Source organism: Lentilactobacillus curieae (assembly GCF_000785105.2).
In the GTDB taxonomy this organism is placed as follows: Bacteria; Bacillota; Bacilli; order Lactobacillales; family Lactobacillaceae; genus Lentilactobacillus; species Lentilactobacillus curieae.
Map to the genome: position 1 here is coordinate 1345761 of NZ_CP018906.1, position 14011 is coordinate 1359771.

The following is a 14011-nucleotide window of genomic DNA, read 5'->3' on the forward strand; positions in this document are numbered from 1 at the left end:
TTGAAACTAGTACAATATATTGTGTTAATTAATATTTCGAATAAGGGGAATTTATACATGCTTGTACTAGCCGGAACCATTGGCGCGGGAAAAACTTCTTTAACCCAAATGTTATCAAAACACTTGGAAACCCCAGCCTATTATGAATCTGTTGATAATAACAAGATCTTGCCACTGTTTTATGAAAATCCAAAAAAGTATGCTTTTTTACTGCAAATCGATTTTTTAAATCGACGGATGGAAGATATTAAACGTGCTTGGAAAGATGGTCAAAGCGTTATGGACCGTTCTATCTTTGAAGACTCACTGTTATTCCATTTGAACGCTGACTTGGGTCGCTCTACTGATACCGAGGTTCAAATCTACGATTCATTATTGCAAAACATGATGCAAGAAATGCCTAATTCAAAGCATTCAAAGAACCCTGATTTGTTAATCCACATTAATATTTCTTTCGATACAATGCTTGATCGAATCAAAAAGCGTGGCCGTCCATACGAACAAATTGAGACGGATCCTAGTTTGTTCCAATACTATAAGGACCTTAATTCTAGGTACTCAAATTGGTATGAACAATATGATAAATCACCAAAGATTCAGATTGACGGTGACCACTATGATTTTGTGGAAAGCGAAAGCGACCGAAAGCAAGTTATTAATATAATCGATGATAAACTTAACGATTTGGCAATCTAGTGATTGCAGTCTGACTTAGGATTGGTTATACTTTAGTCAGTCAAAAACGTTTCGTACCTTTAAGTAGATTTCAGAGAGGCAATGGTTGGTGTGAATTGCTATCGAAACTTCCAGTACGAGTGAACGGGCAGGTAATGCTGCACGGTTGTATGCCGTTACCATACTTTGAGTGTTTGGTCGCAAAATGTGGCTGAAAACTTGGGTGGTACCGCGAAAAAGGATCCTTCGTCCCAACGACGAGGGGTCCTTTTTATATATTTCGGAGGGATAAATAATGCTAGATATTAAATTGATCAGAAAAGATCCACAATTTTACAAGGATAAGTTAGCAACTAGAAACGTTAAGCCCGAAACAATTGACGAATTATTGTCATTTGATACTAAACGCCGGGGATTAATTGTTCAATCAGAATCATTAAAAGCTAAGAGAAATGAAGTTTCAGAACAAATTTCACAGCTTAAACGTAACAAAGAAGATGCTTCAAGTGCCATCAACGATATGAAAGAAGTCGGTGGCCAAATCAAGGAGCTAGATGAACAATTACGTGAGATTGAGAATGACCAAAATAATTTGGCCGCCCACTTACCCAACGTTCCAGCCGATGATGTTCCCGTTGGATTAACTGAAGAAGGCGCTGTTGAGCTTAGAAAAGTTGGCGATTTACCGAACTACGACTTTAAGCCAAAAGAGCATTTTGAAATTGGTGAAGATCTTGGGATTTTAGACTTTGAACGGGCAGCTAAGGTATCAGGTAGCCGGTTTGTTTACTATGTCGGGGATGGTGCTTTACTAGAACGTGCCGTTTACAACTTCTTTCTTGATGAAAACGCCAAGGCTGGGTTTAAAGAAATGATTACCCCATACATGGTCAGCGATGATGCGATGTTTGGTACTGGCCAATTTCCTAAGTTTAAAGAAACTAAGGCTGGCTACGAGACGATGGACGGTGATCGTGAATACACGCTAATCCCTACTGCCGAAGTTCCTTTGGTTAACTATCATCGTGAAGAAGTTCTCCCAGCAGAAGATTTACCAATGTCAGTAACCGCACTATCTCCTGCATTTAGATCTGAAGCCGGAAGTGCCGGAAAAGATACTCGTGGATTAATTCGTTTACATCAATTTAATAAGGTGGAAATGGTTAAGTTTACCAAACCTGAGCAATCATGGGATGCCTTGGAAGACTTGACTCACCAAGCAGAAAGCTTACTTCAAAAACTTGGTTTGGCATACCACGTGATTACGTTAACCACTGGGGACATGAGTTTTACAGCTGCTAAGACTAATGATCTTGAAGTTTGGTTCCCAGCCCAAAATCGTTATCGCGAAATCTCGAGTTGTTCTAATACAACTGACTTCCAAGCAAGAAGAGCACACATTCAGTATCGGGATGAGGATGGTAAACTTCAATTCGTCCATACACTTAATGGTTCAGGATTGGCAGTTGGTAGAGCTGTCGCTGCAATTTTGGAGAATTATCAAAATGCAGATGGTACAGTTACGATCCCAGATGTGTTGGTTCCTTACATGCACGGAATGACTAAAATTGAAAAACAAAAGTAACTAAATAGATTTAAGGCCGGTAGTGAGAGTCATTCTCGCTATCGGCCTTTTGTTTAAAGTGTTGATTTGACGCGGGTTTGATTGGCCTTCATTCGATCTGCCCGAAAAAAATCAGATAATCTCAAAAAAAGGCTTTTCATGAACGGCTAGATACGATATAATAATTCTTGTCGAAAAATTGGCATTGCAATTAGAAAACAAACGTAAAATTGCTTCTTGACGCGGTCTGGTGGCGATGATACAATGTAATAGTTGCATTGAGGATGTCTCTATCATCCATTTCTAAATGTACCATGGAGGATTAGCTCAGCTGGGAGAGCATCTGCCTTACAAGCAGGAGGTCACAGGTTCGATCCCTGTATCCTCCATATGAGCCGTTAGCTCAGTTGGTAGAGCATCTGACTTTTAATCAGAGGGTCGGCAGTTCGAGACTGCCACGGCTCATCGCCAGTTTTTCGAAGTTTTGCGGGCGTGGCGGAACTGGCAGACGCGCTAGATTTAGGTTCTAGTGTCTATTGACGTGGGGGTTCGAATCCCTTCGCCCGCAGTTGTTCCAATATGCCGACTTAGCTCAGTTGGTTAGAGCGCTTCACTAGTAATGAAGAGGTCGGGCGTTCGAATCGTCTAGTCGGCACTTTTGCGGAAGTAGTTCAGTGGTAGAACATCACCTTGCCATGGTGGGGGTCGCGGGTTCGAATCCCGTCTTCCGCTTCCATCTTCGGATGGGAGTAGCAAGTGTTACTCGTTACAACTTAATATTTATTTTGCACCCATAGCGCAACTGGATAGAGTGTCTGACTACGAATCAGAAGGTTGTAGGTTCGACTCCTACTGGGTGCATTTTTTATGCCGTTTTATCGGTATATTTCGGGAAGTAGCTCAGCTTGGTAGAGCACCTGGTTTGGGACCAGGGGGTCGCAGGTTCGAATCCTGTCTTCCCGATAGTCAATTACATAGCGTCACCAAGATCGTTGGACATGAATTAGTTAATTCATGTCCTTTTCTTATCCACGATTGTTTAGCCTTGTCTGACCTTGTTTTAGTTATTAACATTTGTGCTATATTATATAGATAGTAATTAAATATGCACATTATCGGGAAGTAGCTCAGCTTGGTAGAGCACTACGTTCGGGACGTAGGGGTCGCAAGTTCAAATCTTGTTTTCCCGATTTTTTTGTATCAAGAGATATTAATTGCAATTTAATGGTGGATTCGTATAATAATAGTCAGGATTAGTCAAGGATTGGGTGATTATATGGCTGACGAAAATATTTCAGATTTAATTGAAAAGTATTTAAAGAAAATTCTAGCGGAAAACGAAACTGTTAAGATTCGTCGTTCAGAAATTGCCGGTTTATTTGACGTGGTTCCTTCCCAGATAAACTATGTGATCAACACACGTTTTACCATTCAAAATGGGTATATTGTGGAAAGTAAGCGTGGTGGCGGAGGATACATTCGGATTGAAAAAGTGCATCTGCTAGACGATATTGATATATTAGATTCATTGATTGCGGCAATTGGTAACGAAATTTCGAAAAGAGATAGTGAAACAATCGTCTCAACGTTATATAATAATGAATTAATTAATCGAAGAGAGGCAAGCATTATACTATCTGCGATTGATAAGAGTGCAATTGATTTGAACAATAATGAATTAACGGCTATACTTCGGGCTAACATTATGATTTCTATTTTGAACCGGTTGAAGTATGACCGCTAGGAAGCGAGGGTATATATGGATAATTTATTCACACCAAGCGCAAAGAACGTTCTTTCTATAGCTCAACGGCAGGCTAAGCGTTTTAAACACCAAGCAATTGGTACTGAACACTTGTTGCTCGGGCTACTTATCGAAACAAACGGGATTGCTTACAAGGCACTTTCACAGTTTTCGGTAACTTCTGAAGATATTATTGAAGAAGTTGAACGATTTGCCGGATATGGTACTTTAAAAGACTTAGATTCGAATGATTATTTACCATACTCTCCAAAGGCAAAAGAGGTGTTGGCTCAGGCTGGCGATTTTGCTAAGAAGAATGGTGTTCCTAAAGTTGGAACTGAGCATATTTTACTAGCACTGTTAACTGACGATGAAGCACTCTCTTCACGGATTTTAATTAATCTTGGACTCGACTTAGCTCAAATCAGAAAGGTTACCCTGCGGAAGATGGGGGTTAGTGGTGGCTCAATGGCAACTAACAACGGACCAAAACGTAGAGGTCAAAACCAACAAAAACAAAGTGATTCTGCAACACCTACAATTGATTCACTTGCGCGTGATTTAACTGAATTAGCGCGTGAGGACAAACTCGATCCAACTATTGGCCGTGATTTAGAAGTTAAGCGGGTTATTCAGATTTTGGCTCGTAGAACTAAAAATAATCCTGTATTGATTGGTGAGCCAGGCGTTGGTAAGACAGCAATCGCTGAAGGACTAGCCCAGAAGATTGTCGGCGGTGAAGTCCCATCAGATATGGAAAGCAAGCGACTAATGATGCTTGATATGGGTTCTTTAGTTGCCGGAACAAAGTATCGTGGTGAATTTGAGGATCGTTTGAAGAAAGTTATCGAAGAAATTTACCAAGACGGTAACATCATTCTCTTCATTGATGAATTGCACACTTTGATTGGTGCTGGGGGTGCTGAAGGTGCAATCGATGCATCTAACATTTTAAAACCAGCATTAGCTCGTGGCGAGTTACAATTGATTGGTGCAACTACTTTGGATGAATATCAAAAGTACATTGAATCTGATTCAGCTCTTGAACGTAGATTTGCCAAAGTTAGTGTTGCTGAACCAACTACTGACGAAACTTTGGAAATTCTAAAAGGGTTAAGACCTAAGTACGAAGCTCACCACCAAGTAGAAATTACCGATGAAGCTCTTGAAGCTGCTGTTTCACTTTCAAGTCGCTACATTTCAGATAGATTCTTGCCAGATAAGGCAATCGATTTGATGGATGAAGCAGCCGCCAAGGTTAGAATTGATAAGCTAGAAAATGGCAAGACTCAAACGGATCATCAAAAAGTTTCAGAATTATATGGTGAACTTAACGAGGCGTTACTTGCACAAGATTATGAAGCTGCCGCAAAGCTACGTAAGCAAGTTAATGCATTAGAAGCTAAATTAGCAAAAACTGCTGACTCAGATGACAAGCCTAACTATAAAGTTAAGGAAACTGAGGATGATGTTGCTGAGGTTGTTTCTGAGTGGACTGGTGTTCCAGTTACCCAGATGACCAAGACTGAAGCTGACAAATTAGTGAACTTGGAAGATGTCCTCCATAAGCGGGTCATTGGCCAGGAAGAGGCGATTTCAGCAGTTTCAAGGTCAATTAGACGTGCTAGAAGTGGTCTGAAGGATCCTAATCGTCCAATTGGTTCATTTATGTTCCTAGGACCTACCGGAGTTGGTAAAACGGAATTGGCTAAGGCGGTTGCAGAAGCAGTCTTTGGCTCAGAAGACGATATTATCCGAGTGGATATGAGTGAGTTCATGGAAAAATACTCGACTAGTCGTTTGATTGGTTCAGCTCCTGGTTACGTTGGTTATGATGAGGGTGGTCAATTAACTGAAAAGGTTCGTCAAAAGCCATATTCAGTTGTTTTATTCGATGAGGTCGAAAAGGCTCACCCAGATGTATTTAATCTTTTACTTCAAGTATTGGATGATGGTTTCCTAAGTGACTCTAAGGGTCGTAAGATTGACTTTAGAAACACAGTAATCATCATGACTTCTAACTTGGGAGCAACTACTCTTCGTGATAAGAAGACTGTTGGTTTCGGTGCTGAAGAGGCTAGTGAAGATTACAACGCTATGAAATCAACGATTCAAGAAGCACTTAAGCAGAGATTCCGTCCTGAATTCCTTAACAGAATTGACGAGACAGTCATCTTCCATTCATTAACTAAGAATGAATTGAGTCAAATCGTTAACTTGATGACTAAACCAGTTGTTAATAGGATTCACGAACAGGGAATCGACATTAAAGTAACCAAGACAGCAATTAACATTATTGCCAAGAACGGTTATGATCCTGAGTACGGTGCTCGTCCAATTAGAAGGGCAATCCAAACTCAACTTGAAGATAATCTAAGCGCTAAGTTGCTTGCAAAGGAAATTGTCCCTGGAGATTCAGTTACCGTTGGTGGCAGAAATAATCAGATTACAATTTCGGTCAAGAAACCTGAACCTAAGGGCTTAGTTAAAAATAAAAAGTAAACAGTTTTTCGATGTAAGGCAAACTATTGACATTTAATATGTAAGTTGGTATATTAACAGTTGTATTTGTTGTGAATCGAAATGGTCAGCGCGATCTATTGTCCGGGTTGACCTGCATAAAAACCAAAAGCAAGTTTGAGCTTGTTTTTGGATTTTTTTTGCTCAAAATCCGGCAAATTTGCTAAAAAAGGCAAATTGTAATCAAACTGTAACATTTCGATTCGGGAATTTTTGTGAGAGGTGAAAAACTTGGCAGGACATTTAGTTAAATATGGAAAACACCGCACCCGTCGAAGTTATGCACGTATCAAAGAAGTGCTAGATTTACCTAATCTGATTGAAATCCAAAGCGATTCATATAATTGGTTCTTGGATGACGGATTACGGGAAACATTCGATGGCATTATGCCAATTGACGATTTCCAAGGAAAATTATCATTGGAATTTGTTGATTATCAACTTTTAGAGCCAAAGTATACTGTTGACGAGGCTCGTGAACACGAAGCCAACTATTCAGCACCATTGCACATCACTTTGAAATTGACTAACCACGAAACTGGCGAAATCAAGACTCAAGATGTGTTCTTTGGTGACTTCCCATTGATGACTAATCAAGGTACTTTTATCATCAATGGTGCAGAACGAGTTATTGTTTCTCAATTAGTTCGTTCTCCTGGTGTTTACTACCATGAAGATAACGATAAAAATGGTAAGGTTTCATTTGGTACAACCATCATCCCTAACCGTGGTGCATGGCTAGAATTTGAAACTGATGCAAAGAACATTTCATATGTACGTATTGATAGAACTCGTAAGATTCCGTTGACTGAGTTGGTTCGTTCATTAGGTTTTGGTGATGATTCAGAAATCACTGAAATCTTTGGTGAAAACGACAGTTTGGAACTTACTCTTGAAAAGGACGTTCATAAAGATACTGACGATTCACGTGTTGAAGAGTCATTGAAAGATATCTACGAGCGTTTGCGGCCTGGTGAACCTAAGACTGCTGATTCTTCAAGAAGTTTATTGACTGCGCGTTTCTTTGATCCAAAGCGTTACGATATGGCTCCAGTTGGTCGTTACAAGACTAACAAGAAGCTCAGTTTAAAGACTCGTCTTTTGGGACTTACTCTTGCTGAAACTTTAGCTGATCCTGATACTGGTGAAGTTATTGCTCAAAAGGGTACTTTAGTGACCAAGGATGTAATGAAAGATTTGAGCCCATACTTGGATAACAAGGACTTCAAGGCATACACATTCAACCCTTCAGAAGAAGCCGTTGTTACTGAGCCAATGACTGTGCAAATTATCAAGGTTCAATCAGAAAACGATCCTGAGAGAGTTGTTCCAGTTATTGGTAACGACAACATTAGTCTCGACTTCAAGCACATTACTCCAGCTGACATCATCGCATCAATGAACTACTTCTTTAACTTACAAGAAGGTATTGGTTCAACTGATGATATCGATCACTTGGGTAACCGTCGTATCCGTTCAGTTGGTGAGTTACTACAAAACCAATTTAGAATCGGACTTTCACGGATGGAACGTGTTGTACGTGAAAGAATGTCTATTCAAGACAGTGCAACTGTTACACCACAACAATTGATTAACATTCGTCCTGTTGTAGCATCAATCAAGGAATTCTTCGGTTCTTCTCAACTCTCACAATTCATGGACCAAACTAATCCATTGGGTGAATTGACACACAAACGTCGTCTATCAGCCCTTGGACCTGGTGGTTTGACTCGTGACCGTGCCGGATATGAAGTTCGTGACGTTCACTATACCCACTATGGCCGTATGTGTCCTATTGAAACTCCTGAAGGTCCTAACATTGGATTGATCAACAGTTTGTCAAGTTATGCCCGAGTTAACAGATATGGGTTCATTGAAACTCCATACCGTCGTGTTGACTGGACTTCTCACAAAGTTACTGATCGAATCGATTATTTGACTGCTGACGAAGAAGATAACTTCGTTATTGCACAGGCCAACTCACCATTGAATGACGACGGTTCATTTGTAAATGACGTTGTTATGGCTCGTGCTAAGTCAAATAACATCGAAACTGGAATCGAAAACGTCGATTACATGGACGTTTCTCCTAAGCAAGTAGTTGCCGTTGCGACTGCATGTATTCCTTTCTTGGAAAATGATGACTCAAACCGTGCCTTAATGGGTGCTAACATGCAGCGTCAAGCCGTTCCTTTGGTTGACCCTCATGCTCCACTTATTGGTACTGGTATTGAATATAAAGCAGCTCATGATTCTGGTGTTGCTTTGATTTGTAAGTATGACGGTACCGTTGAATACGTTGATTCACGTGAAGTTCGTGTTCGTCGCGAAGATGGTACTCTTGATACCTACAAGCTAATGAAATTCCACCGTTCAAACGGTGGTAAGAACTACAACCAACGTCCAATCGTTAAGACAGGGGACAAAGTTGATGCTGACGAAATCTTAGCTGATGGTCCATCAATGGAAAACGGAGAGCTTGCTCTTGGTCAAAACCCAGTTGTTGCCTTCATGACTTGGCAAGGATATAACTTTGAAGATGCCATCGCTATCAACGAGCGATTGGTTAAGGATGATGTTTACACATCAATCCATATCGAAGAGTACGAATCAGAAACTCGGGACACTAAACTTGGACCTGAGGAAATGACTCGTGAGCTTCCTAACGTTGGTGAGGACGCACTTAAGAACCTTGATGAAAACGGTACTGTAATGATTGGTGCTGAAGTTCATGATGGTGATATCTTGGTTGGTAAAGTTACTCCTAAGGGTGTTACTGAATTATCAGCCGAAGAGCGTTTGCTGCATGCCATCTTTGGTGAAAAATCACGTGAAGTTCGTGATACATCACTTAGAGTTCCTCATGGTGGTGGCGGTATCGTCCAAGACGTTAAGGTCTTCACTCGTGAGAATGGTGACGAACTATCTCCAGGTGTTAACAAGATGATCCGGGTTTATATTGCTCAAAAACGTAAGCTCCAAGTTGGTGACAAGATGGCCGGTCGTCATGGTAACAAGGGTACAGTTTCAGTGGTTATTCCTGAAGAAGATATGCCTTACTTGCCAGACGGAACACCAATCGACATTATGCTTAGTCCCATGGGTGTGCCATCTCGTATGAACATCGGACAAGTTTTGGAAATCCATTTAGGTATGGCTGCTAGAAAACTTGGTATCCACATGGCTACACCTGTTTTCGATGGTGCTCAAGATAGTGATATTTGGGATGCTGTTAAGGAAGCTGGTATGGCTGATGATGGTAAGACTGTTGTTTACGATGGTCGTACCGGTGAACCATTTGACAAACGAATTGCCGTTGGGGTTATGCATTACATGAAGCTTGCCCACATGGTTGACGATAAGATTCATGCTCGTTCAATTGGACCTTACTCATTAGTTACGCAACAACCACTTGGTGGTAAAGCACAATTTGGTGGCCAGCGTTTCGGTGAAATGGAAGTTTGGGCACTTGAAGCTTATGGTGCAGCTTATACATTGCAAGAAATCTTAACTTACAAGTCTGATGATGTTACCGGACGGGTTAAGACTTATGAAGCAATTGTTAAGGGTGAACCAATTCCTAAGCCAGGTGTTCCAGAATCATTCCGAGTTCTTGTTAAAGAACTTCAATCTCTTGGTCTTGATATGAAAGTGCTCGATAACAGCAAGAAGGAAATCGAACTTCGTGATTTAGACGATGACGATGATGTCTTGAATGTTGATGCTATCAGCAAGATGGCAGAACAAAAAGCACAGCAGGAAAGTCAAGCTGCAGAAAACCAAGAATCTCAACAAGCAGAATCAACTCAAACGAACAACAACGAACAGTAATGGGAGGTTGAACTAGTGGTCGATGTTAACAAATTCGAAAGTATGCAAATTGGACTAGCATCTCCTGATAAGATCCGTAGTTGGTCTTATGGTGAAGTTAAGAAGCCAGAAACAATCAACTACCGGACATTGAAGCCTGAAAAAGATGGGCTTTTTGATGAAAGAATCTTTGGACCTACCAAAGATTGGGAGTGCGCGTGTGGTAAATACAAGCGAATCCGTTACAAGGGTATCGTCTGTGACCGATGTGGTGTTGAAGTTACTCGTTCAAAAGTCCGTCGTGAACGAATGGGTCATATTGAATTAGCAGCTCCAGTAACTCACATCTGGTACTTCAAAGGAATCCCTAGTCGGATGGGTCTTGTCCTTGACATGAGCCCACGTGCCCTTGAAGAAATTATCTACTTTGCATCATATGTTGTAACTGATCCAGGTAACACACCAATGGAGAAGAAACAACTCTTGTCAGAACGTGAATACCGTGAAAAGAAACAAGAATACGGTCCACGTTTCGAAGCCCAAGTTGGTGCGGAAGCAATTAAGACATTGTTAAAAGATGTCGATGTTGAAAAAGAAGTTGCTGAACTTAAGGAAGAACTTAAAGATGCAACTGGTCAAAAGAGAACTCGTGCCGTAAGACGTTTGGATATCTTGGAAGCATTCGTTAATTCCGGAAATGAACTTTCATGGATGGTAATGGATACAATTCCAGTTATTCCACCTGACTTACGTCCAATGGTTCAACTAGAAGGTGGCCGTTTCGCCACTTCTGATTTGAACGATTTATACCGTCGAGTTATTAACCGTAATAACCGTCTTAAGAGATTGCTTGACCTTAATGCCCCTGGTATTATTGTTCAAAACGAAAAGCGGATGCTTCAAGAAGCCGTTGATGCTTTGATCGATAATGGTCGTCGTGGCCGTCCAGTAGCCGGTCCAGGTAACCGTCCTCTTAAATCTCTTTCACACATGCTTAAGGGTAAGCAAGGACGTTTCCGTCAAAACTTACTTGGTAAGCGTGTTGATTACTCTGGTCGTTCAGTTATCGATGTTGGTCCTAACTTAAAGATGAACCAAATGGGTCTTCCTGTTCCAATGGCTATGGAATTATTCAAGCCATTCATCATGAAGGAACTAGTTGGTCGTAAATTAGCCTCAAACATCAAGAATGCCAAGAGAAAGATTGAACGCCAAGACGACGATGTATTTAGTGTATTGGACGACGTGATCAAGGAACATCCAGTTCTATTGAACCGTGCCCCTACACTTCACCGTTTGGGTATTCAAGCTTTTGAACCAGTATTGGTATCTGGTAAGGCAATGCGTCTTCACCCACTTGTGTGTGAAGCTTATAATGCCGATTTTGATGGTGACCAAATGGCCATCCATGTTCCTTTATCAGATGAGGCTCAAGCAGAATCAAGACTGTTGATGCTTGCTGCTGGTCACATCCTTGCACCTAAGGATGGAAAACCAGTTGTTGCTCCTTCACAAGATATGGTTATTGGTAACTACTACCTAACTATGGAAGAAGTTAACAAGATTGGTGAGGGAATGATTTTCAATTCACCAGATGAGACTGATCTTGCGTTTAGAAATGGTCTTGTTCACTGGCATACTCGTGTTGGTATCAAAGTGGATGCATATCCTAAGAAGAACTTTACTGATGAACAAAAGGGTAAGATCTTAGTTACATCAGTTGGTAAGATTTTGTTCAACCAAATCTTGCCTGCAGGATTCCCATACCTGAATGAACCAACAGAAACTAACTTGAACGGTTACCTAGATGACAAGTTCTTCTTGGAACCTGGTGAGGATATTAATGAGCATCTTAAAGATGCAGAAGTTATTCCTCCATTCAAGAAAGGTTTCTTGAGTGATATCATTGCTGAAGTTTACAAGCAATACAAGGTAACCGAAACTTCACTTCTACTAGATAGAATGAAGGATCTTGGTTACGATGACTCAACTAAATCAGGCTTGACCGTTGGTATCTCTGATGTTACCGAACTACCTGATAAACAAGAAATTATTGACAATGCCCACAAGAAGGTGGGAATGGTTACTAAGCAATTCCGTCGTGGATTGATTACAGATCACGAACGTTATGAACGAGTAATTGGTATCTGGAACGATGCTAAGGACGACATTCAAGGCCGACTCATGGAGAGTTTTGATCCTCAAAACCCTATCTTCATGATGAGTGATTCTGGAGCCCGTGGAAATGTTTCTAACTTTACCCAGCTTGCTGGTATGCGTGGTTTGATGGCTGCTCCTAACGGTGAAATCATGGAATTGCCTATTACTTCGAACTTCCGTGAGGGACTTTCTGTTTTGGAAATGTTCATTTCTACCCATGGTGCTCGTAAAGGTATGACTGATACTGCCCTTAAGACTGCCAACTCAGGTTACTTGACTCGTCGTCTTGTTGATGTGGCTCAAGATGTTATTGTTCGTGAGAAGGACTGTGGTACTGACCGTGGTTTGACTATTAGTGCAATTACTGAAGGTAACGAAATGATTGAACCATTGTACGACCGAATTGTTGGTCGTTACGCATTGAAGTCAGTTAAAAACCCTAAGACTGGTGAAGTTATTACACCAGCTGGAGTTATGATTGATGAAGATATGGGACAAGCTATCGTTGATGCTGGTATTGAAGAAGTTACTATCCGTTCAGCATTTACTTGCAACACCATTCATGGTGTCTGTGAAAAATGTTATGGTCGTAACATGGCTACTGGGGACGAGGTTGAAGTTGGTGAAGCTGTTGGTACTGTCGCAGCTCAATCAATCGGTGAACCTGGTACTCAATTGACTATGCGTAACTTCCATACCGGTGGTGTTGCTGGTAACGCCGATATTACCCAAGGACTTCCTCGTGTTCAAGAAATTTTTGAAGCTCGGAACCCTAAAGGTAAAGCTGAGATTTCTGAGGTTACTGGTACTGTTGAGTCAATCGAAGAAAACCCTGCTGAAAGAACTAAAGAAGTAACTATCAAGGGTGAAGCAGATACAAGAACTTACACTGTTCCAATCACTGCCAGAATGAGAGTTGTCGAAGGTGATTACATTCACCGTGGTGCTGCTCTTAACGAAGGTTCTGTCGATCCTAAGGAACTATTGAAAGTTCGTGATGTGCTTTCAACTGAGAATTACTTACTTCATGAAGTTCAAAAAGTTTATCGGATGCAAGGTGTGGAAGTTTCAGATAAGCACGTGGAAATCATGATTCGTCAAATGCTTCGTAAGGTTAGAATCATGGATCCAGGTGACACTGATGTTCTTCCAGGAACCCTTGTGGATATTAACGACTTTAAGGAAAGTAACGCAGATGCCGTTGTATCTGGTGCTGTTCCTGCTACTGGTCGTCCTGTCTTACTTGGAATTACTAAGGCCGCCCTTGAAACAAACAGTTTCTTGTCAGCCGCATCATTCCAGGAAACTACTCGAGTTCTTACTGATGCCGCAATTCGTGGTAAGAATGACCCACTTGTTGGACTTAAAGAAAATGTTATTATCGGTAAGTTAATCCCAGCCGGAACTGGAATGGGTGACTACCGTGGTATCAAACCAGAAGAAACTGGCGATTCATCAACTGAGGGAGTTTACTCAATCAGCGAACTTGAAGAAAAGATGAAAGCCGAAGAAGAACAAGGCAAGTAATCTGCTAGTTT

Annotated in this window: 6 protein-coding genes and 8 tRNA genes; all 14 read left to right on the forward strand. The window is 41.1% G+C overall.

The features are described 5' to 3' along the window. The first annotated feature begins 57 nt into the window (after positions 1-57). The 14 genes from PL11_RS06405 (at position 58) to rpoC (ending at position 14000) form a co-directional block, all read left to right on the forward strand. Positions 58-696 carry a deoxynucleoside kinase gene (locus PL11_RS06405; protein ID WP_035168144.1) on the forward strand — a complete coding sequence of 213 codons (639 nt, stop codon included), beginning with the start codon at positions 58-60 and terminating at the stop codon, positions 694-696. 274 nt (positions 697-970) lie between these two features. Continuing rightward, positions 971-2260: a serine--tRNA ligase gene (gene serS, locus PL11_RS06410; protein WP_035168146.1), complete on the forward strand. Its 1290-nt coding sequence runs from the start codon at positions 971-973 to the stop codon at positions 2258-2260. Between the two features lie 295 nt (positions 2261-2555). After that, a tRNA-Val gene (locus tag PL11_RS06415) sits at positions 2556-2628 on the forward strand. Positions 2629-2631: 3 nt separating this feature from the next. Then, positions 2632-2704: transfer RNA gene (locus PL11_RS06420), tRNA-Lys, on the forward strand. A 21-nt stretch (positions 2705-2725) separates the two neighbouring features. Then, positions 2726-2807 (forward strand) — tRNA-Leu (locus PL11_RS06425). Positions 2808-2820: 13 nt separating this feature from the next. After that, positions 2821-2894 (forward strand) — tRNA-Thr (locus tag PL11_RS06430). A gap of 5 nt (positions 2895-2899) precedes the next feature. Then, positions 2900-2971 (forward strand) — tRNA-Gly (locus tag PL11_RS06435). Between the two features lie 55 nt (positions 2972-3026). Then, positions 3027-3100 (forward strand) — tRNA-Arg (locus tag PL11_RS06440). 28 nt (positions 3101-3128) lie between these two features. After that, positions 3129-3202 (forward strand) — tRNA-Pro (locus tag PL11_RS06445). Positions 3203-3355: 153 nt separating this feature from the next. After that, positions 3356-3429, forward strand: a tRNA-Pro gene (locus PL11_RS06450). Positions 3430-3515: 86 nt separating this feature from the next. Further along, positions 3516-3983 carry a CtsR family transcriptional regulator gene (locus PL11_RS06455; RefSeq protein WP_035168148.1) on the forward strand — a complete coding sequence of 156 codons (468 nt, stop codon included), beginning with the start codon at positions 3516-3518 and terminating at the stop codon, positions 3981-3983. Positions 3984-3998: 15 nt separating this feature from the next. After that, a complete protein-coding gene (locus PL11_RS06460) occupies positions 3999-6485 on the forward strand; it encodes an ATP-dependent Clp protease ATP-binding subunit (protein WP_035168150.1) in 2487 nt (828 codons plus the stop codon). A 249-nt stretch (positions 6486-6734) separates the two neighbouring features. Then, positions 6735-10334 (forward strand): DNA-directed RNA polymerase subunit beta, encoded by a 3600-nt coding sequence (rpoB, locus tag PL11_RS06465; RefSeq protein WP_078256936.1) that lies wholly within the window; start codon positions 6735-6737, stop codon positions 10332-10334. A gap of 15 nt (positions 10335-10349) precedes the next feature. Beyond that, the gene (gene rpoC, locus PL11_RS06470) at positions 10350-14000 is read left to right on the forward strand and encodes a DNA-directed RNA polymerase subunit beta' (RefSeq protein ID WP_035168153.1); all 3651 of its coding nucleotides are present in this window, start codon (positions 10350-10352) and stop codon (positions 13998-14000) included. Positions 14001-14011: the final 11 nt, after the last annotated feature.